At 65.8% G+C, this 21,124-nt stretch carries 17 protein-coding genes; 6 read left to right on the top strand and 11 right to left on the bottom strand.

The annotated features are described in order from the left end of the window. Positions 1-199: 199 nt before the first annotated feature. The 4 genes from groL to QNN99_RS17350 form a co-directional block, all read right to left on the bottom strand. Entirely contained in the window at positions 200-1,837 is a 1,638-nt protein-coding gene (gene groL / locus QNN99_RS17365; protein ID WP_229968467.1) for a chaperonin GroEL, read from the bottom strand. 351 nt (positions 1,838-2,188) lie between these two features. Next, positions 2,189-2,392 carry a cold-shock protein gene (locus QNN99_RS17360; RefSeq protein ID WP_229968465.1) on the bottom strand — a complete coding sequence of 68 codons (204 nt, stop codon included), beginning with the start codon at positions 2,390-2,392 and terminating at the stop codon, positions 2,189-2,191. Between the two features lie 213 nt (positions 2,393-2,605). Then, entirely contained in the window at positions 2,606-3,223 is a 618-nt protein-coding gene (locus tag QNN99_RS17355; RefSeq protein ID WP_229968463.1) for a LytR C-terminal domain-containing protein, read from the bottom strand. Between the two features lie 36 nt (positions 3,224-3,259). Then, the gene (locus QNN99_RS17350; RefSeq protein WP_229968476.1) at positions 3,260-3,535 is read right to left on the bottom strand and encodes a DUF3263 domain-containing protein; all 276 of its coding nucleotides are present in this window, start codon (positions 3,533-3,535) and stop codon (positions 3,260-3,262) included. Between the two features lie 346 nt (positions 3,536-3,881). Between QNN99_RS17350 and QNN99_RS17345 the strand changes: the two genes are divergently transcribed. After that, on the top strand, positions 3,882-4,571 hold the full coding sequence (locus QNN99_RS17345; protein ID WP_269439264.1) for a uracil-DNA glycosylase: 690 nt from the start codon (positions 3,882-3,884) through the stop codon (positions 4,569-4,571). Positions 4,572-4,599: 28 nt separating this feature from the next. Next, complete coding sequence (locus QNN99_RS17340) at positions 4,600-5,457, top strand: siderophore-interacting protein (RefSeq protein WP_229968461.1); 858 nt, start codon at positions 4,600-4,602, stop codon at positions 5,455-5,457. Positions 5,458-5,538: 81 nt separating this feature from the next. Here QNN99_RS17340 and QNN99_RS17335 read toward each other — a convergent pair whose 3' ends face one another. Together QNN99_RS17335 and QNN99_RS17330 are read right to left on the bottom strand one after the other, a co-directional pair. Continuing rightward, positions 5,539-7,563 carry a threonine/serine exporter family protein gene (locus QNN99_RS17335; protein WP_331461800.1) on the bottom strand — a complete coding sequence of 675 codons (2,025 nt, stop codon included), beginning with the start codon at positions 7,561-7,563 and terminating at the stop codon, positions 5,539-5,541. Between the two features lie 44 nt (positions 7,564-7,607). Beyond that, positions 7,608-8,681, bottom strand: a complete 1,074-nt coding sequence (locus tag QNN99_RS17330; RefSeq protein WP_229968459.1) for a lipid II:glycine glycyltransferase FemX — start codon at positions 8,679-8,681, stop codon at positions 7,608-7,610. Positions 8,682-8,896: 215 nt separating this feature from the next. Between QNN99_RS17330 and QNN99_RS17325 the strand changes: the two genes are divergently transcribed. Beyond that, a complete protein-coding gene (locus QNN99_RS17325; protein ID WP_229968471.1) occupies positions 8,897-9,931 on the top strand; it encodes an LLM class flavin-dependent oxidoreductase in 1,035 nt (344 codons plus the stop codon). A 19-nt stretch (positions 9,932-9,950) separates the two neighbouring features. Here QNN99_RS17325 and QNN99_RS17320 read toward each other — a convergent pair whose 3' ends face one another. Further along, positions 9,951-11,519: an MFS transporter gene (locus tag QNN99_RS17320; protein ID WP_229968457.1), complete on the bottom strand. Its 1,569-nt coding sequence runs from the start codon at positions 11,517-11,519 to the stop codon at positions 9,951-9,953. A gap of 78 nt (positions 11,520-11,597) precedes the next feature. Further along, positions 11,598-12,671, bottom strand: coding sequence for a CHAD domain-containing protein (locus QNN99_RS17315; RefSeq protein WP_229968454.1), 1,074 nt, complete (start codon positions 12,669-12,671; stop codon positions 11,598-11,600). Between the two features lie 174 nt (positions 12,672-12,845). Between QNN99_RS17315 and QNN99_RS17310 the strand changes: the two genes are divergently transcribed. After that, complete coding sequence (locus QNN99_RS17310; RefSeq protein WP_229968453.1) at positions 12,846-13,823, top strand: aldo/keto reductase; 978 nt, start codon at positions 12,846-12,848, stop codon at positions 13,821-13,823. Here QNN99_RS17310 and QNN99_RS17305 read toward each other — a convergent pair. The 3 genes from QNN99_RS17305 to QNN99_RS17295 form a co-directional block, all read right to left on the bottom strand. After that, positions 13,820-14,737 carry a sugar ABC transporter permease gene (locus QNN99_RS17305; RefSeq protein ID WP_229968451.1) on the bottom strand — a complete coding sequence of 306 codons (918 nt, stop codon included), beginning with the start codon at positions 14,735-14,737 and terminating at the stop codon, positions 13,820-13,822. The genes QNN99_RS17310 and QNN99_RS17305 overlap by 4 nt on opposite strands. Further along, a complete protein-coding gene (locus tag QNN99_RS17300; protein WP_229968449.1) occupies positions 14,734-16,341 on the bottom strand; it encodes an ABC transporter permease subunit in 1,608 nt (535 codons plus the stop codon). Before QNN99_RS17300 ends, QNN99_RS17305 begins: the two co-directional genes overlap by 4 nt. 177 nt (positions 16,342-16,518) lie before the next feature. Beyond that, positions 16,519-17,808, bottom strand: a complete 1,290-nt coding sequence (locus tag QNN99_RS17295; RefSeq protein WP_229968447.1) for a sugar ABC transporter substrate-binding protein — start codon at positions 17,806-17,808, stop codon at positions 16,519-16,521. 310 nt (positions 17,809-18,118) lie between these two features. Between QNN99_RS17295 and QNN99_RS17290 the strand changes: the two genes are divergently transcribed. Continuing rightward, on the top strand, positions 18,119-19,843 hold the full coding sequence (locus tag QNN99_RS17290; protein WP_229968445.1) for a glycoside hydrolase family 13 protein: 1,725 nt from the start codon (positions 18,119-18,121) through the stop codon (positions 19,841-19,843). A gap of 145 nt (positions 19,844-19,988) precedes the next feature. Beyond that, on the top strand, positions 19,989-21,005 hold the full coding sequence (locus QNN99_RS17285) for a LacI family DNA-binding transcriptional regulator (RefSeq protein WP_229968443.1): 1,017 nt from the start codon (positions 19,989-19,991) through the stop codon (positions 21,003-21,005). Positions 21,006-21,124: the final 119 nt, after the last annotated feature.

Here is a 21,124-nt window from a genome sequence, read left to right as displayed (position 1 = left end):
CCCCCCCCCCCCCCCCCCCCCCCCCCCGCCTCTGCACTGAACCAGGTGTACTGAAACAGGTGTGCTGCGCTGAAATACTCGCGCGCCGAACAGTCGTTCAACGCGCTGCTTCAATCAGCAGCGCGTCAGGGCGGACCGTTCCGGGTCAGACCGTTCCGGCGTGCACCAGACGGTCCAGGGCCGGAACGGTCCAGGGCTGCTAGAAGCCGCCCATACCGCCCATGCCGCCCATTTCGTCGCCGCCGCCCATTGCCGGTGCAGCCTTTTCGGGCTTGTCGGCAACCACTGCTTCGGTGGTCAGGAACAGACCGGCGATGGAGGCCGCGTTCTGCAGGGCAGAGCGGGTCACCTTTACCGGGTCATTGACGCCGGCAGCCAGCAGGTCTTCGTACTCGCCGGTTGCAGCGTTCAGGCCCCAGCCTTCGGGCAGGCCGCGAACCTTGTCGACAACAACGCCCGGCTCCATGCCTGCGTTGAAGGCGATCTGCTTCAGCGGAGCATCGATGGCTACGCGCACGATGTTCGCGCCCGTTGCTTCGTCACCCTCAAGGTTGAGGTTGGCGAAGGCCTTCAGGCCGGCCTGGATGAGGGCAACGCCGCCACCGGCGACGATGCCTTCTTCAACCGCAGCCTTGGCGTTGCGGACAGCGTCCTCAATGCGGTGCTTGCGCTCTTTCAGCTCAACCTCAGTGGCTGCGCCGGCCTTGATGACTGCAACGCCGCCGGCCAGCTTGGCCAGGCGTTCCTGCAGCTTCTCGCGGTCGTAATCGGAATCGGAGTTCTCGATCTCGGCACGGATCTGGTTGACGCGGCCCGCGATTTCCTCGGGGTCACCGGCGCCTTCCACGATCGTGGTCTCGTCCTTGGTGACAACGACCTTGCGAGCCTTGCCCAGCAGGTCCAGCGTGGCGTTTTCCAGCTTCAGGCCGACTTCCTCGGCGATGACCTGGCCACCGGTGAGGATGGCGATGTCTGCGAGCTGGGCCTTGCGGCGGTCGCCGAAGCCCGGAGCCTTGACGGCAACCGACTTGAACGTGCCGCGGATCTTGTTGACAACCAGCGTCGCCAGGGCTTCGCCCTCAACGTCTTCGGCGATGATCAGCAGCGGCTTGCCGGACTGCATGATCTTCTCGAGGACCGCAACGAGATCCTTGACGTTGGAGATCTTCGAGTTGACGATCAGGATGTACGGGTCTTCCAGAACCGTTTCCTGGCGCTCAGCGTCAGTCACGAAGTATCCGGAGATGTAACCCTTGTCGAAGCGCATACCTTCCGTGAGCTCAAGCTCAAGGCCGAAGGTGTTGGACTCTTCGACGGTGATGACGCCTTCCTTGCCGACCTTGTCCAGAGCTTCGGCGATCAGGTCGCCGATCTGCTGGTCACCGGCGGAGATGGAAGCCGTGGCAGCAATCTGCTCTTTGGTTTCGATTTCCTTGGCAGAGGACAGCAGCTCGGCCGTGACGGCCTCGACAGCCTTCTCGATGCCGCGCTTCAGGCTCAGCGGGTCGGCGCCGGCGGCAACGTTGCGCAGGCCTTCCTTGACCAGGGCCTGGGCCAGGACGGTTGCCGTGGTGGTGCCGTCACCGGCAACATCGTCAGTCTTCTTGGCAACTTCCTTGACCAGCTCGGCGCCGATCTTTTCGTAGGGATCGTCGAGCTCGATCTCCTTGGCGATGGAAACGCCGTCGTTCGTGATGGTGGGTGCGCCCCACTTCTTTTCGAGGACCACGTTGCGGCCGCGCGGGCCCAGCGTGACCTTCACGGCGTCGGCGAGGATGTTCAGTCCGCGCTCAAGGCCGCGGCGGGCCTCTTCGTCAAATGCAATGATCTTGGCCATAACGGCTTTCGTCCTTTCGGAACAGTCATGCTTGCTGCAGGATGTTGCATTCCAGACTGCGGTGCCCGCGACGGACGGACCTTGAGGGGCGATCTCTTTACGCTCCCGCAGGTCCTCACCTCAGTGGCTTGCTTTTTCACTCAACGCCGACCGCATTTAGCAGTCATACGGCAAGAGTGCTAAGTCAATAATTAGCACTCCCACACACTGAGTGCAAGCGATCACGGCTCATCGCTGCCGTCGTCACATTCATCAACACAGGTGCGCCGCGGGTCCGGCGCGATCTCCCGGCGCACGAAAACGGCGGCAGCCCCGGACCGGGGCCGCCGCCTCGGCTGCGGCGGTCCGCCGCTAAACGGTGCGCACGTCTTCCGCCTGCGGACCTTTCTGGCCTTCTCCAATTTCAAACTCCACGCGCTGGCCTTCTTCCAGCGTGCGGTACCCCGACGCCTGGATCGCAGACCAATGCACGAAAACATCCGTCTGGGCCTCGTCCAGCGTGATGAACCCGTACCCTTTTTCCCCGTTGAACCATTTGACGATCCCCTGCGCCATTGCGTTTCTCCAACCTTGTTTCGCTCGTTCGTTCCGCCGGATGCCGTGGCGGAACGGTCCGGCGGACAGGCGGCCTGGGTTGGGCGGATATCCTTGCCTGGTCCCGGGCCGGCGTCGCACGGCTGGCACTCACTTTAGCCAGCGTGATCCGGGCCACAAACGTGGATGCAGGATCGTTATGGAGTTTTTACGGTCGGGGGCTCTTTCGGCCGGTTACTGGAACCCGGGGCCGGGCGCGACGGTCACCAAAGTAAACTCCGGGGACTCGCGGAGGTTGGGGATGCCCAGTACCCTCGACAGCTCCTGCGCGTTCGGCAGCTGCTCGGCGTTGCCGTAGAAAATGACTGACGTTTGCAGGGGCGTTCCGCCCCAGTTGGCGACCTGTGCGGTGGTCCAGCCGTCGGCCGCAATCAGTGCCGAGACGTTGGCTCCGAGTCCCCCGATGCCGCTTGCGTTCAGCACCACCACAGGCTGGGACCGGTCCACGACGGCTGCTGGGGTCGGCGACGGCGTGGGGCTCGGCGAGGCGCTCGGCGTGGGGCTGGCAGACGGTGCGGGCTCCGCCGTTTCCGTCCCAGCGGGCCGCGATTCCGGGCTTTCCGCGGGGGTGGACGAATTCGAGGCGGGCGCCGAAGCGCCGTCGCCCTGTCCGATGCCCAGGCGCGGCAGGACGAAATAAGCAGCGAGTCCAAGAACCAGGGCCAGCACTCCGACGGTAATGATCAGGGCGAGACTGCCCGACCGCGAGGGGATCAGCCGTTCCCGGTGGACACCCTGCCGCGACGACGTCTCGGGAACCTTGTCAAACTCATCCCGGGGATATTTGCTCATGGTTGGGTATCTGTCCTTGGTCTCAGGTGGCGCCGGTTAGACGTCAGAGCCTGAACGACGGGCGGTACGCGCGCGCTGACGGGTGGTACGTAGTCTACGCAGTCTCTTGACCAGCATCGGGTCGTGAGCCAGAGCGTCCTCGGTATCGATCAACGCGTTGAGGACCTGGTAATAACGGGTGGCGGACATGCCGAACAGCTCGCGGATGGCCTGTTCCTTCGCCCCGGCGTATTTCCACCAGGCCCGCTCCAGCGCGAGCATCTGCTGTTCCTGTTCCCCGAGCGGACTGTCGGGGTCAACCGTGCCGTCCATTGAGAAGGCTTCGGTTGTTTCGGCCACAGGATGCTCCCAGATCGGTTGTCGGTTTCCCATCCATGCTAGTTCGGAAATAACAGCCTTGTCATTCGGGGTGGTTCCGCCGGCGTCACAACTTCCGGTCCGACGGCGTGCGAGCACCGCAGAACCGCGCCGGGCCTAGGCTGGAAGGGTGAGTTCCAATGATCCGACCCTCTTTTCGCTGCCGCCCACCCCGCCCCTCCCGGCCAATGATCCAGAGCACAACAGTCCAGGACACAACGGCCCAGGGCACGACGGCGCTGCGGCGTCGCGAGCCGGCGCCGAGGCGGCAGAACCGTTCCCCTTTGCGGCCCCGGCGCGCCTGGCCGACGTCATGGCACCGGATTGGGCTCGGGCGTTGGCTCCGGCCGCCCCGGAACTGCATCGGCTCGCCGGCCTGTTGGAGGAGGAGCGCCGCTCCGGCTCCGCCGTGCTGCCGTCCCCGGGAAACATCCTTCGGGCGTTTTCCCGCCCCCTCGCGGACGTCAAGGTCCTGCTGATCGGCCAGGACCCGTACCCGACCCCGGGCCACGCGGTGGGGCTGTCCTTCTCGGTGGACCGCGGCGTACGTCCGTTGCCGCGGAGCCTGAACAACATCTATAAGGAACTCGCGGCGGATGTGGGAATTCCCCCGAGCCCGCACGGGGACCTCAGTGCCTGGGCCGATCAGGGCGTCCTGCTGCTGAACCGGGTCCTGACGGTCCGGGCGGGCAGCGCCGGATCGCACCGCAGGCGCGGCTGGGAACAGATCACCGAGCAGGCCGTCCGCGCCGTCGTCGCCCGCCGGACCCCGGACGGCAGCCCCGCTCCGCTGGTTGCGGTGCTCTGGGGCAATGACGCCCGTTCCATCGTTCCCCTGTTGGAGGGGGTTCCCCGGATTGAATCCGCCCATCCCAGCCCGCTCTCGGCGTCGCGCGGGTTCTTCGGTTCGCGCCCCTTCAGCCGGACCAACGAGCTGCTGCTGCAGCAGGGAGCGGAGCCGGTGGACTGGCGGTTGGACGCGATACGGTAGGGGAAACCCGTTGATCGAGGAGAACCGCATGCCTGACCGTTCCGTGCCCGCCGCGATGCCCGCGCAGGATGCTCCCCGGCGGTCCCGCCCGCTGCTGACCCTTGAGGTTTTGCGGCGGGAGCAGCTGACGCCGCACATGGTGCGCATCATCGCCGGTGGCCCCAACTTTGAGCGTTTTGTCGAGAACGGCTGCGCCGATGCCTACTGCAAAATCTGGTTTGGCCCGGATGGCAAGCCGCTGGACGGGAAGTCCGAGCTCGAGTCCCTGCGGCAGGATTTTCCCCGTGAGGAGTGGCCGGTGTCGCGCACCTACACGATCCGCAGCGTCAATTCAGCGGCCCGCGAGCTGGCCATCGATTTTGTGGTTCACGGCGACGAAGGCCTTGCCGGACCCTGGGCTGCCCAGGCCACAGCGGGTGAGGCCTTAACGTTCGCCGGCCCGGCCGGAGCCTTCAGCCCCGATCCCGACGCCGGATGGTACCTTTTCGCCGCTGACGAGTCCGCTCTGCCCGCCACTGCCGCCGTGCTGGAAGCCCTGCCGGCCTCCGCCGTTGGACAGGTGTTTCTGGAAGTGGGCGGTCCGGAGGACCGGCAGCCGCTGACGGCGCCCGCGGGGGTCACCGTGTCCTGGTTGTACCGCGGTGATCTGCCGGCCGGAAACACCGGCCTGCTGGCTGCAGCCGTTGCTGCCGCACCGTGGCCGAACAATGATGTGCAGGTCTTCGCGCACGGCGAGCGGGAGGCTATGAAGGCGCTGCGCGATATTTTCTTCGCCGGTCACGGGCTCGAGCGCCGGCAGGTGTCCCTGTCCGGATACTGGGCCGCCGGACGCACCGAGGATGCCTTCCAGGCAGAAAAAAAGACCCCGGTCGGCAAGATCCTCTAGATCCTGCGTTCCGGGGCCCTCTTTCCAGCTAAGGCCGGCCCTGCTGTGTGGCCGCAGAACCGCGGCCGGTCGTTCCGCAGACTACCGGCGGCGGTTCCGGCGGTCGTTGCCGGAAAGGCTCCGCGTCAGCGGCCGGGCGAGGTTGTCTCCCATCACCACGCCGCCGGCGATTGCCAGGATCACCGTCAGCGCATTGAAGATCCCCACGGCACCGGCGGTGAAGTCGTCCGAGCCGACGCTCAGGCCGTACATGGCACGGAAAATGCTCAGCCCCGGGAAGAGGAAGAGCACCGCCGGAACCGCAACAATCAGCTGCGGCGCGCCCATCCGCAGGGCAATCATGCGGGCCAGCATGCCGATGAAGACGGCCGCCACAGCCGGCGTGAGCCGGGGCCCCAGACCCACCAGCTCACACAGCTCGAACACCAGGTAACCCGCGGCTCCGGTCAGGACCGTAGGCAGCACCAGATTCATCGGTGACTGCTCCACCACACAGATCGTGGCCAGCGCCACGGCCAGCAGCAGCATCGTCACCACAAACGGATACTGGGATCCGGTAACGCTGGTCACGTCCAGCCGCGGCATGCCGGCCAGGGCACCCACAACCAGCGCGACGGCGATGCCCGCGACCAGCGCGCCGAACGTCAGGAACGCGGACAGGAAACGGCCGGAGGCGGTGACCGGGAAGCCGTTGATCGCATCCTGCACTGCCGAGACCAATCGCCCGGTGGGCAGGAGCAGCAGGATGCCGCCGGCCACCACGATGCCCGGCGAAATCGGCACGTTGAAGGACCAGAAGATCATGGCGATGGCAGTGACCACGAACCCCGCGGCGGCGGTGCTGAAAAAGTCCGGCACCCGCCAGCGGCCCAGCAGGCGCTGCAGCAGGCTGACCAGGACCGTACTGAGGAAGGCCACCAGGGAAGCCAGCGGCCCGCCGCCGATAAAGCCAACGATCGCGGCGGAAAACACTCCGGTTGACGCCGTCACCCCCCACCGCGGAAACGGCTTCGTCTGGTGGGTGATTTCGTTGAGCCGGTTGGCGGCCTCGGCACGGGACAGTCCGCCGTCGATGATGTCCGTCACGAGCTGGTGAACCAGGCCCAGACCTGCATAGTTGTTTGTCCAGGAACGGACCACCCGCATGACGGTGATGGGTGTCTGGTCCTTGGGCGAGTGGTTCAGCAGCACCGACTGGTTGGTGATGTCCACCTCGATGCTTTCCAAGCCGAAGGCTGCAGTGACTGCGATAATCGCCGTCTCCACCTCCAGGGCACCCGCACCGTACCGGAACATGGTCTCCGCCAGGCTGAGGGCGAGGTCCAGCGTCTTCCGGGCCGAGGCATCGGGACCGGCGGTGCGCACCAGGGGATTTGCGTACGGGGAACCGGCCAACCGCTCCACGATGGACATGGCCTGGGTGGGAGGAGTCTCCCCCTGGACCAGCCTGCGCAGCATCCGCCGGGCGGCTGCCGATGAACGGTCCTGCTGCCGGGCAGCGCTGCCGGCGCTGGTGTGCTGCTGACCCGGCACCGTCTTGCGGGAGCGGGGCTTCCGCGGCGGCTGGGTTGTGCCAGCGGGCTTTCCGGGTTTGCCGCTGCCAAACCCGGACCCCGGGATGCGTCCGGAGCCCAGTCCGCCCGAGGTGCCTTTGGAGGGCGTCAGCATCACCGAGGTGGTGGGGGGAGGCGGCTTGGGTTTGGTGCTCCTCAGCCCGAAGCCCCCCGGACCGGTGGGGAGCCCCATGGTGCTCTTGGAAGCCGATCCCTTCGGTGCCTTGCCGGGCGCAGCGGGACGCCGCACCTTGGCACCCGCGGGTGCCTTTTTAGCCCCTGATGCCCGGGGCTGCTGCTCTGTCCTGGGGTGCCCGGTCCTGGGCTGCCCTGCGGCGGACTCCTGTCCGGCAGACTCCTGTCCGGCAGACTCCTGCCCCGCGGACTCCTGCCCGGCGGACTCCTGCCCGGCAGACTCCTGCCCGGCGGACTCCTGCCCGGCGGACGACTCCTGCCCGGGACGCCGGATGACCGGTATCAGTCCCACCATCGGATCGGGGTTCTGTGCAGGCTTTTGGCGGTCTGCATCGGACGTGTTTTCCAAAGGACTCACCCTTTCGCCTCTGTTGCCTGAAATCCGTTCAGGCGCACTTGCTGTTAGTAGAACGGCTGCTGGTGCCGGCGCCAGTAAATCTGCCGCGCGACGCGTTCACCGATGGCGTTCCAGATCTTGTACCGCAGCGGGTCCAGGACCAAGTCGTAGCAGCCCACGAAGTCCGTGACGGTCTTCGAGAAGCTGGTCTTGAACAGCCCCAGCCCATGGTGGGGATGTTCCTTGTTTTTCAGCTGGTCACTCGGAGGCGTTCCGCAGAAGTCGTACTGCTCAATGCCGAAGTCTTCCTTCAGTTCGGTGATGGCCGTCCATTGAACCAGGTGCGAGTCTCCGTACTGGTTGCGGCGGGGCTTGGAGCCGCCGTCCTTGTACGTACCCTTCTTGCCGTAGGCGATGACGAAGGCACCCACCGTGGGTTCTCCGTTTTCGAAGGCAAAGTAGAACCGGCCCTGACCCGCAGCCACGAAGTTGGACCAGAAGCGGTGGTAGTACTCGTAGGAGCGCATCCGCGCCGCGGAACGGTCCTCGATATGGCTCATGAGTTTGTACATGGTGCGCATATTCTCTTCGGTGGGCTCCACCCGGCGCACGTCGGCGCCTTCACGGATTGCCCGGCGGACGGCGTTGCGGCCGCGCGAAGAGATGTTCTTCAGGACCTGCTCGATGTCCGGTGTGGTGTCCAGCAGCGCCGTGGAGTCATTGGGCTGCAGGTTGAAGGTCTTGACCAGGCCGGCGCCCTCGAACTGGGCCCGCACCTCGGCACTGTCAACGATGTCCGGTTCCACCTTCACGGCGAACACGTTTCGCTTGGTCTCCTTGATGAACCGGCGCAGCGCATCCAGGACCTCGGGCACGTGGGACGGCTCAGCGACGTCCGGTCCCTTAATCAGGTACCAGAGGCTGCCCAGGCCGGGAACCTTCTTTTCGATCGCCAGGTTGTACGTCGTGTAGCCGCGGCCGGTGAACACCAAGTGGATGGGATTCCATCCGTGGTGGGACTTGACCTCCGCGTACGAAGCGGACTGCAGCACGTTGCCGCCGCACGGGTTGGACTGCACGTGGCTGTCCCATTTGTCTCTCTCGTCGGCGGTGGCCAGACGTGCACTAAAGTCTCGCAAAATACCTCAACTAATCATTTGATCGCTTGATCGCTTGCACCATCTGCGGCTGATCCAAAAGTGACCCCGGAAAACGCCCGGCGGCCGTCCCCAAGTCTATCCGGTGGGACGATCACTCAATGAAATCCCGGGAGCCTCGGGCGGTGTGAGTTCGCACCGAAGGCCGCGGCTAGACTAGATGCAAATTCATGAAGTTTGCGCGAACAGGGAGCACCATGGGACAGCGGCTGGAACTCGGGTTGGACACCTTCGGCGACGTGACGTCGGACCCGGCCGGTGAACGGCTTCCACAGCACCAGGTTCTGCGCAACGTCGTGGCCGAGGCGGTGTTGGCGGACTCGGTCGGCGTCGACTTCATCGGCGTCGGAGAACACCACCGGGAGGATTTCGCGGTATCGGCACCGGAGGTGGTCCTCGCCGCGATCGCCGGGCAAACCAGCAGGATCCGGCTCGGGTCGGCGGTCACCGTCCTGAGCTCCGATGATCCGATCCGGGTCTTTCAGCGCTTTTCGACGCTGGATGCCGTTTCCAACGGCCGCGCCGAAGTGATCCTGGGCCGCGGCTCCTTCACTGAGTCCTTTCCGCTGTTCGGGCTGGATCTGGCCCAGTACGACGAACTCTTCGAGGAAAAGCTGGAGCTCTTCACCGAGCTGCGCCGCGAAACCCCGGTGACGTGGAGCGGCAGCACCCGGGCACCGCTGCAGAACCAGCGGGTATATCCGCCCACCGCCGGCGGGAAGCTTCCGGTGTGGATCGCCGTCGGCGGCACTCCGCAGTCCGTGGTCCGGGCCGCCCACTACGGCCTGCCCCTGATGTTGGCGATCATCGGCGGGGAACCGGCACGCTTCGCACCGTTCGTGGACCTGTACAAGCGGGCACTGGCCCAGTTCGGCCAGCCTCTGCTCCCGGTGGGCGCCCACTCCCCCGGCTACATTGCCGCCACTGATGAGCAGGCGCTCGAGGAGGCCTGGCCGCATTTCGAGCGGATGCAGAACCGGATCGGCCGCGAGCGCGGCTGGAGCCCGACCACGCACAGCGACTACCTTGCCTCGGCCGGCCCCGAGGGCGCCCTGTTTATTGGCTCGCCCGCAACCGTCGCCGCCAAGATCGTCAGGGTGGCCCGGGAACTGGAGCTGAGCCGCTTTGACCTGAAATACAGCCTGGGCACCCTCCCTCATGAGCTGATGATGAACTGCATCCGTCTGTACGGCACCGAGGTTGCCCCGCTGGTGCGCGAACAGCTGGCCTAGCCCGGAGGCTGGCCCGGCATCAGGCCGACGCCGGAAGGAACCACCGGATGCGCGGTTCCGTCTCGGCCAGCCCGGCTGCCTGGTCGATCACCTTCCGGTCCTCCCCCGTGGTGCGCTCCTGTTCCTGGCGCAGGTACTCGCGCCAGGTGGCGACGTCGTAAATCTCGCGGAACTGGCTGGAGTCAGTCACTGAGTGCACCAGCTCCCAGTCCCGCGCTCCGGTCCGCATCCGGGAAAGGCGCACCTCGTGCATCAGGTGCACGAAGTCCGCTGCCTTGTCCGGAGCAAGCTCGTAAGCGATAAGGATGGTGACCGGGCCGGCGTCGGGCGCCGGCTCCTGCGTCGGCTCGATCCCCAGGTCCGCTTCAGCCACGCTGCGGTCCAGCCGGCCGGTGCGGGGCAGCAGCGGCAGCACCGACACGCTCACGCCCGCGGCGGCCAGGACGAGTCCCGCCGCCGCCAGCACCGGACCATAGCCGTACACGGTTGCCAGCGAGCCCCAGACGACGGCGCCCAGCGCCTGCGCACCGGTGGTCACCATGAGGTAGACGGAGAGCCCGCGGGCACGCACCCACTCCGGCAGCGTGAGCTGCATGGCGCTGTTGAGGATGGAGAAGGTGGCAATCCAGGCGATCCCCGCGAACACCAGCAGGACGGCCAGCACTGCGGCGGGAAAGGACCCGGCGGCAAATGTCCCCGCTCCGAAGACGGCAGCGGCGAGGCCCAGCATCACGCTGTCGTTGAACCGGTCCTGGACGCGGGGCAGCAGTACGACGCCGACAATGGCACCTGCGCCCAGCGCCCCCAATAGCAGTCCGTATCCGGTGGACCCGAGACGGAGGTGGCCGTTTACGGCGACGGGCAGCAGCGCATAGAGCGCGCTGGCAGGCACCATGAAGAGCGCCGTCCGGAGCAGGATACGGCGGATCCGCGGAGCCGCCCGGATGTAGCGCATGCCGGCGGCAAGGGCCTCTCCCATCCGCTCGGGATCCTCCGGCTCGGCAGGTGAGCGCCACGCATAAACAGCGGCGGCCGTGCCCAGAAAGGAAACGGCGTTGAGCCCGAAGACGAAGGACGGGCCCAGGAGGGAGACCAGCACACCGGCCACGGCGGGCCCCACCGCCCGGGCGGCATTGACCGCGACACTGCTCAGCGCCGCCGCGGCGCGGATTTCCCGGCGGGGAACCAGCGCCGGCGTGATGGCCTGCCACGCCGGCGCGCTCAGGGCCACGCCGCAGCCGATCAGGAACGTGTACAGCAGCAGCGAATCCGGATCCAGCAGGCCCAGCGCCGCTATGACGGTCAACGTGCCGGCGGCAGCGGCGGCAAAAAGGTTCGCGCCGAAAATGAGGCGCCGGCGGTTGAAGGCATCAGCGAGCACCCCTGCCACGAGGCCCAACAGCAGGGTGGGCGCCAGATTGGCGGTCTGGACCAGGGATACCACTGCCGCGTTGGAGCTGTTTTCCACCAGGTACCACTGCGCGCCGACGGTCTGCATCCAGGTGCCGATGTTGGACCCGAGGTTGGCCAGCCACAGAATGAGGAACATCCGGCGCCGCAGCGGCGCCCAGGGCGAGGCCGGGTCCATCTCGGATACCTCCGTCCTGGGATACCTCCGTCCGGACATGCCGGGCTCGGACGTTCCCGGTCAGGCCAGTCAGGCAGGTCAGGCCACCCGGGGAAAGGTTGCCCACGCCTTGCGGAACTGCTTCCGGGCTGTTTCTCCGCGCTCCTCCTCCAGGGCATGCAGCCGTCCGAAGGTGAACCCGTTCTGGCCGGGGTCCGCCGCTGCGGCTCCCAACCGGCGCAGGTAGTCGCGGCTCACCACGCTGTCCTGGTGCTCGCCGAGGATCTTTTGTACGTGCTCGGCTCCGGCGATGAGCACGGTGACGTCGTCGGCACGCACCGGCTGGGCGACCTCGGCCGCGTAGCGCAGCCGTTTGGCGTCTTTGCGTGCGTCGTGCAGCGCTTGTGCCCGATGATCATCACTGCGGGCAGAACGGGCATCCCGAACCTGCTGGTGCAGGCGCTTGCGGTCGCGCTGCAGCATGCGGCCCGCCGTTACGGCGGCCGGCGCCTCTGCGGCGGCCGTGAAGTCGGGACGGGTCACCACCGCCTCGAGCTGTTCCAGCAGACGGCGGTAGCGGACGCCGTCGAGCTCGCCGGCAACCGCCGCATGCGCCGCGGCGTAATCACCCAGCAACTCTTCGTCGATGCGCTGCAGCACCGGTCCCATCACCAGCTCGGCAGGTTGCTCGTTCACCAGAGCGTGCAACCGGGCACGCAGAACCTGTGCGTCGCGGGCGGCGCCCAGAACTCCGGCCAGCCACTTGAGTTCGTTCCGCACGGTCCGCGCCGGCTCCGGGGCCAGCACCCGCTGGTAACTCGCCAGAGCCGACCGCATCCGACGGGTGCTGACCCGCATCTTGTGCACGGCGTCGGCACGATCTGCCCGCACCCGCGGATCTTCCGCCAGCATGGCAAGAAACTGCCCGCGCAGATACGCCAGCAGCAGGAGCCCGGCGGGGCCCTCGGGCGTCAGCGGCGCGGAATTCCCGCCGGCGACTCGTCCAGCGATCTGCCGGGCGAGGGAAGCCGGTGATGGTATCGGGATGTGTGGTGTCGGCGTTTGCGCCGGGATGTCCGGCGACGATTGTTCCTGCGAGGGTTCCGGCTCACCTGCGGGGCGGCTGCGCCGTGGCGGTCGCACGGAAATTTCCGGATCCTGAGCGGTAGGCATGGCTCAGTATATGGCGGCAAAGCCGCGTCTCGGCAGGGTCTGCACACCGGCAGCTGCCCACGGTGCGACATCCCTGTACCGGGTACCGCCGCAGCGGTAGCATCGCCGTACGGTGCCGGTGCTTGCCTCCGCCGCCGCGAATTCTTTCCGAACGCAAAGGCCGCAATGACCGACATGAGATACGTAAAGCTGGGAAGCTCGGGAGCCATTGTGTCGGCCGTCGGTCTGGGGTGCATGACGTTCGGCGACCCCGGCCGCGGAAACCACGGGTGGACACTGCCCGGACCCGAGTCACGGCCGATCCTGCGCCGCGCCCTGGACCTGGGCATCAATTTTTTCGACACCGCCAATGTGTACTCCGCCGGGGACAGCGAGGCGATCACGGGCGCGGCCCTGGTGAACTACGCCAAGCGGGAAGAGGTGGTGATCGCCACCAAGGTCCGTGGCGAAATGGCACCCGGCCCCAACGGATGGGGGCTCTCCCGCAAGCACATCCTCTGGCAGGTGGACGAAAGCCTGCGGCGCCTGGGCACTGACTACATCGACCTGTACCAGGTCCACCGGTGGGACGGCTCAACCCCGCTGGAGGAGGTCCTGGAAACACTGGACGGGCTGGTCCGGGCCGGCAAGGTCAGGTATCTGGGGGCTTCCACCATGTACGCCTGGCAGTTTGCCCGGGCGCTGACACTGCAGCATGCCAACGGCTGGTCACCGTTTGTGACCATGCAGGCGCATTACAACCTCGTGTACCGCGAGGAGGAACGCGAGATGATTCCCCTGTGCGAAGCCACCGGCACCGGAGTGCTGGCGTATTCGCCCCTGGCCCGGGGCCGGCTGGCCCGTGGCTGGGACCGGGTGAGCCGGCGCCAGCAGCAGGACGAACTGGGCCACTCCCTCTACTCAGGCCAGGACGTGCCCAACAGTGCCATTGCCGACGCCGGCCTCCGGGTGGCCCAACGCCACGGCGTGCCGCGTGCCCAGGTGGCCCTGGCCTGGGTTCTGACCCACCCGACGGTGACGGCACCGGTGCTGGGCGCCTCCGCCGTCGACCATCTGGATGATGCCGTGGCTGCCTTGGACCTTCGGCTCTCGCCGGAGGATCTCGAGGAGCTGGAACAGGACTACACGCCCCGGCACGTGGCTGGCTTCTAGCCCTTCACGGCTCCGGCAACCAACCCGGAGGAGATGAAGCGCTGCAGGAACAGGAACAGCACCATCACCGGCAGGGCGGCCAGGACGGCACCCGCGGAGAAGACGCCCCAGGTGCGGGACTGGCTGTCTCCGACGAAGGAATAGAGGCCCACTGCCAGCGTCTGGGTGTCCGGATCATTCAGGACAATGGAGGCGATCAGGAATTCGCCGGTTGCCGTGATGAAGGACAGCAGCCCCACAATGGCGAGGATGGGGGTGACCAGCCGCAGGATGATGGTGAAGAAAATCTGGATGTGGCTGGCACCGTCGATGCGGGCCGCCTCGTCCAGGGACTTCGGCACGGTGTTGAAGAATCCGTACATCAGATAGGTGTTCACACCCAAGGCTCCGCCGAGATAGACCATGATCAGTCCGGTCTGGCTGCCCAGGCCCAGCCAAGGCACGACGTCGGAGATGCCGCTGAGCAGCAGGAAGATGGCGACGACGCCGAGCATCTGCGGAAACATCTGCAGGAGCATCAGGCTCATCAGTCCGAAACGGCGGCCCGTAAAACGCATCCGGGAGAAGGAGTACGCGGCCAAGGCGCCGAGGAACACGGTGCCGGCACTGGTGATCAACCCGACGACAAGGGTGTTCACAAACCACTTGGCGAACGGTTTCTGGGGGTCCGAGAAGAGGTTCACGAAGTTGTCGAACTCGATTGTGCCGAACAGCCCGCTCGCGGAGACCAGCGTGCCAGTGGGGCTGAGCGCGGCGGAGAGCACATAGGCCAGGGGAAAGAGCGCGAAAACTCCCATGACCAGGCCCACCAGATGCCGCCAGCCCTTGTCGCGGAACCAGACGGCGAACTTCCTGCGGGGTGCCGGAGCCGTTGGGACGGTTTTGAGTGCCGGGGTCAGAGTCGAATTGCTCATGAGTTCACTTCCTCCAGCGCCTTGGTCTGCCGAAAGCTGACCGCTGAAATGACTGCCACGATGATGAAGATGATGACGGCGAGCGCACTGGCCAGCCCGTAGTCACGCCCGGACCCCTGGCCGAACGCCACCTTGTAGACCAGCGTGATCAGCAGGTCGGTGGCGCCGATGTCCATGTTGGTATCGGAGAACCGGGGCCCGCCGCCGGTGAGCATGAAGATCACGTTGAAGTTGTTGAAGTTGAAGGCAAAGGTGGAGATCAGCAGCGGTGCAGTGGAGACCAGCAGCAGCGGCAGCTTGATCGAGCGGAAGATCCGCCACGCGGAGGCGCCGTCCATCCGGGCGGCCTCGTTGACGTCTTCCGGGAGGGACTGCAGGGCTCCGGTGCAGACCAGGAACATGTAGGGGAACCCCAGCCACGTGTTCACCAGCAGCACGCTGAACTTCGCCAGCCACGGATCGGTCAGCCACGGAATATCGGCTCCGCCGAACAGGGAGGCGTTGATGAAGCCGAATTCCTGGTTGAGCATCCCGGACCAGACCAGCCCGGCGAGGAAGGCGGGGAAGGCATACGGCAGGATCATCACGGTGCGGTAGATCTTTTTGCCGCGCAGGTTCGGATGGTTGAACGTGAGCGCAAGGAACAGGCCCAGTCCGAAGCACAGCAGCACCGATCCGAGCGCAAACGCAAAGGTCCAGAGAATAACGCTGACGAGCGGTCCGCGCAGGTCAGGATCGGTGAACGCACGCTCAAAGTTCTCGAACCCGACACCCACCTTCCAGCCCGTGGCGAGGCGTTCGCCGTCGGCCGTTATGAAGGAACCTTCACCGCCGTCGGTGTAGACGGCTCCGGACTCGGTGTCGGTGAAGGTGTCCGCCGCTTCGTCGTAGACCAGCACCGGTTTGAAGACGTACGCATTGGAGCCGTCGGCCGTCTGCAGGATGCCCTCATCGAGGTCTTCACCGAGGGGAACCTGGATGGCGGTGATTTCCTGCTGCGCGCCGAGCAGTTCGTTGAAGGTCAGTGTGCGGTAGCCCTCGGCGCCCACGGCCTTGCCGGTGCTGCCGAGTTCGGCGCCGTCGACATCGGCCAGCGGTTCGCCGGTGGTGCCGATCCGCACGCCACCGTCGGGATCGGTGACCAGCAGCGACAGGACATCGCCCTTTTCCACCACAGACACCTGGTAGGCGGGGGAATCCGGAATGCGCTTCTGCGCGCTCATGGAGATGGACGAGATGGCATCGTCCTTGGTGCTGTTGTGCCCGTCACCGTAGTTGGTGAACGCGATGTAGCCGCTGTAGACCACCACGAAGACCTGAAAGACGAGCAGGAACAGGACACCGGGGGCCAGATACTTGGCCGGCAGGCCGCCGCGGCGCAGGTAAATCCAGTTGATCAGCACGGTCACGGCCGTGGCTACTGCCAGGATGGTCCATTTCTCGTTCATGAACAGGGCCATCAGGACGTAAACGGCAAACGCATCCGTCAGGCCCAGAAGCAGGATTTTGGCCAGCAGGCCAGCCGTAGAGTCCGGGCTGCGCCGGGGTTTCGTTTTTGGTGCGGGAATGTCTGAGCGGACGGGGGTGTCCAGCTGATCAACCATCGGGGTTCTCCTTGAACCGGTTCGGGCCGGGACACTGCTCCTAAAACTGCAGTGTCCCGGCCCGCGTATCTTGCATCGGCTGTGCGGCCGGTGCTGTGTCTATCTCGTGCCGTACCTGTGTCGACGTCGTGTCAGGCCCCGGCTATTCCGTGTCTGACCAGACCGGCTGATACCGGACTACTTGGCGATCTTGGCTTCGATGTTGCTGACCATGGTGGCCCAGGATTCAGCGGGATCGCCCTGGCCCTTGATGAGTGCCAGCTCGGTGCCGCCCCAGTCCGCCCAAACGGCTTCCATTTCCGGAATGGCCGGCATCGGAACGCCGTTGGCTCCGATTTCGCCGAAGGCGGCGACGATCGGGTCCGCAGCTGCCTTGTCGAAGGAGGCGGTGAGGGCCGGCGGCCGTCCGCCGCCCTCGAACATGGCGTCCTGCACGGCCTCGGTGGTCAGGTAGTTCAAGGCAAATTCGGTGGCAGCGAGGGAGTTCTGGCTCTTGGAGCTGATGAAGAACCCGTTCACGCCCACAAAGGGCTGCGCGGGCTGGTCGCCGGTGGTGGGCAGCGGGTCGACGGCGACGTTGATGCCGGCTTCCTCGGCCAGCGGCACGTTCCACGGGCCGGTGAGGAAGTACGGGGAGGCTCCGGCGTTGAACTTCTCCTTGGCGATGTCCGCTGAGATGTTGGAATTCAGGATTCCGGCGCCGCTTTCGCCCCATTCCTTCAGCTTGGCGGCAAAGGCCGCGCCGTTTTCGCTGCCCAGCTCCAGCTTGGTGGCGTCGTAGCCGCCGTCCTCATCGGTGCCGAAGACCGGAACACCCATCGAGGTCTGCAGCGGGTAGAGGTGGTAGGGATCGCCCTGCTTGGGATCCATGCCCACTAGGAACGGGAATTCGGCTCCCTTGGTGGCGACGGCGTCCTGGCCGTTGGCGATGACCTCGTCCATGGTGGTTGCCGGTTCCGGAACCAGGTCCGTGTTGCGCAGCAGGCCGATGTTCTCGATGGAGTACGGAACGCCGTAGGTGCTGCCTTCATAGGTCATTGCCGAGACGGCAGATTCCTGGAAGTCGGCTGCCTTGTCGCCCAGTTCGATCGGGGCGACGACGCCGTTGAGCACAAACTTGCCCAGCCAGTCGTGCGGCCCGACGATCAGGTCCGGGCCCTTGCCGGTGGGAACCTGGGTGATGAAGTCATCGGAAACCTGCTCGAAGTCCTTCGTGACCAGCTTGATCTCGATGCCGGTGTCTTCCTTGAACTGGGCCGTGACCTCGGTCAGTGCCGGTGAACGTTCGGCATCGACCCACATTGTGAGGGTGGTGGCGCCGGCGCTGGCGAGATCGGTGGAGTCTGCGTTGTCAGCGGCGTCGCCGCCCCCACAGGCACTCAGGACAAGGGCTGCGGTGACCGAAACGGCCCCGAGAGCGAGGGCGCGGCGGCGAGGCGCCGTCGTACCCGTGGTGTGCACCTTCATTGGTGAACCTCTCCTAGTTTTTTCAATGGTGTCCGACATTCTCAGGCTGGTGCCCGAGCCTCCTGTGCTGCTGCACCGGAAGGGTCAGGAGCAGGGGAACTCTCCATCGGGGACCTAAGTATGGAGAAAGTGTAAGCGCGTACACGGTGTGCGTCCAATCACAGACTCAGATCACACTAACCTTCCCACGTCAGAGGCACATTGCCCGCTCAGCTTCCCCGGCTGGACGGAAACTACCGTCGCTGGGAAAGCCGCAACCTGCGTGCAAGCGTTTTCATTCTGAGCCGGAGATGCCCCTAGGATGGCACCCATGCTCAGCCACTTAATTTCCGGCACCGGCGCAGAGACCGGCCCGTCCCTTGTCCCTCTGCACGCAGCCTCCAGCGAACACGATCGCCAGTGGTGGCGTTCCTCGGTGATTTACCAGGTGTATCCGCGCTCGTTCCGCGATCTCAGCGGAAACGGCGTGGGCGACCTGCCCGGCATCACTGCTGAGATGTCCTCCCTGGCCGAGCTCGACATCGATGCCCTGTGGCTCTCCCCGTTCTACACCTCACCGCAGAACGACGCCGGCTACGACGTCGCTGACTACTGCGCCGTCGATCCGCTGTTCGGCACCCTCGAGGACTTTGATGCCCTCGTTGCGAAGGCCTCCGGGCACGGCATCCGGATCATTGTGGACCTCGTTCCCAACCACTGCTCCAGCGAACACGCCCTCTTCCAGGCCGCCCTTCACTCGCCGGCGGACTCGCCTGAGCGGGACATGTTCATCTTCCGTGACGGGGCCGGCGAAAACGGCGTCCTTCCGCCCAACAACTGGCAGTCGCACTTCGGCGGATCAGCCTGGACCCGGACCACCAACACCGATGGAACGGCCGGCCAGTGGTACCTGCACCTGTTCGACTCCAGCCAGCCGGACTTCAACTGGGACAACCCGGCGGTGCGTGCGGAGTTCGAACGCGTGCTGCGCTTCTGGCTGGACCGCGGCGTCGGCGGTTTCCGCGTGGATGTTGCCCATGCCCTGGTCAAGAAGTCCGGGCTGCCCGATTGGGGCGGCCGTGCCGACGGCGGTTCCTCGGAGGGTTTCCCCGGATACGAGGCTCCGATGTTCGGCCAGGCGGAAGTCCACGACATCTACCGGTCCTGGCGGCGGCTGCTGGACAGCTACGACGGCGACCGCGTGCTGTGCGCCGAAGCCACCATCGATCCGCTGGACCGCCTCTCGGACTGGGTCCGCCCGGATGAGATGCACCAGACCTTCAACTTTGCCTATCTGCACCACCCCTGGCACGCCGGGGCGCTGCGCCACGTCATCTCGTCGTCGTTGGAAGCCTTCGACAAGGTGGGGGCGCCCACCACCTGGGTGCTTTCAAACCACGACGTCGTGCGCCATGCCACGCGCTTTGGTCTCGAGGACCAGCAGGAACGCCCGGGCGACGGTCTGGGGCCGGAGGACCCGCAGCCCAACCACACCCTGGGACTCTCCCGGGCACGAGCTGCCACCTTGCTGATGCTGGCCCTGCCCGGCGGCGTCTACCTCTATCAGGGGGAGGAATTGGGACTGCCGGACCACACCACCATGCCGCACGACTTCCGCCAGGATCCCACCTATCACCGCACCGGCGGCGCCCGCCTGGGACGTGACGGCTGCCGGATTCCCCTGCCCTGGTACTCCGCGGCTGACAGCTTCGGCTTCAGCAGCACCGGTTCGGCTTGGCTGCCCCAGCCTGCCGACTGGGCGTCGCTGGCCCGCGATGTCCAGCGCGAGGATCCGAACTCGACGCTGAACCTGTACCGCAGCGCGCTGGCCGTACGTCGGGAATATGCCCTCGGTGCCGGTTCGCTGGCCTGGTGGCCCGACGTCGATCCGGACGCCGTCGTCGCCTTCCTGAACGGCACCGTCCTGACTGTGCTGAACATGGGCACCGAACCGATGTCCCTGCCCTCCGGGGAGGTTCTGGTGACCAGCGAAGCCGGTGCCGCGGCTGACGGTTTCCTGCTCCCCAACCACGCTGTCTGGCTCCGGCTAAGCTAAATGCGGAAAAGGCACCGGGCTTCCGGGTCCGGTGCCTCAGCTGGGCGCTGCTGCTGTCAGGGTGCGGCAGCCCATAAGCCTTCTGAACAGTGCAGGTACTGAATCGCACATCTGCGTCATGCAGTTGCTGAATCGAGGACAAATCGTGGCAGGGATCAAAGAGGTGGCCGCGCGCGCCGGTGTCTCTTCAGCCACGGTCTCCCGTGCCTTCAGCGGCAACGGAAAGGTCTCCGAGGCCACCCGCCGCAAGGTTCAGGCCGCAGCCGACGAGCTGGGCTTTGTCATTTCCTACAACGCGTCGTCGCTGGCTTCCGGCCGCAGCCGCAACATTGGAATTGTCATGCCCACCGTCGGCCGCTGGTATTTCTCCCAGGTCCTCGAAGGCGCTGCCGCTGCACTCATCGATGCGGGCTATGACCTCACGCTTTACAACACCGGCGACAGCCCCGGACACCGCGAGAGTGTGCTGACCGAGATGCTGCGCCGCAAACGGCTCGACGCCGTCATAGCGGTGGCGCTGAAACTCACCGACGAGGAGCTGTCCCAACTGCACGCCGTCGGCAAGCCCATTGTCGCCATCGGCGGTCCCCTGCCGCAGACCCACACCATCCGCGTGGACGAGGCCAACATCTCGGCGCTCGCCACCGAGCACCTCATTGCTCTCGGTCATACCCGAATTGCCCACATTGGAGGTGGCGAAGAGCTCGAGCGCGATTTTCGGATGGGCAGCACGCGCCGGGACGGTTACGAACAGGCCATGGGCCGTGCCGGTCTGAAATGCGTGCACATCAACAGCCCCGACTTTTCCGTGGGCAGCGGAGTTCACGCCGCCAAGACTCTCCTGGCCGCTCCGGGCCGGCCCACTGGCATTTTTTGCGCCTCGGACGAGATCGCCATCGGCACCATCCTTGCGGCCAAGAGTCTGGGACTGCGTGTTCCGGAGGACCTGTCGGTGATCGGCATTGACGGGCATGAGCTCGGGGAGGTCTTTGGGCTGACCACCATCAGCCAGGATCCGCGGGGCCAGGGAGCTGCCGCCGTCGCCGCCGTCCTTTCCCTCCTCCAGCAGGAGCCGCTCGAAGCAGACTGGACTCAGCGTTTCTACCCCACCGAGTTCGTGGTCCGCTCCAGCACTTCGGTTCCCGCGGACCTGCACAGCTGATCCGCGGACTGCGGCCTCCACTCCGGGAATCAGCGGCTCCGCCGTCGTGCTGGCCGTTGCCCTCGTCTTCACCAGCCAACCGTGCTTGACTGGAATGTCAGTTCGTCCGGCCGAAAGAA

Source organism: Arthrobacter sp. zg.Y820, assembly GCF_030125555.1.
GTDB lineage: Bacteria > Actinomycetota > Actinomycetes > Actinomycetales > Micrococcaceae > Arthrobacter_B.
This window is presented reverse-complemented; position numbering and strand designations above follow the sequence as displayed.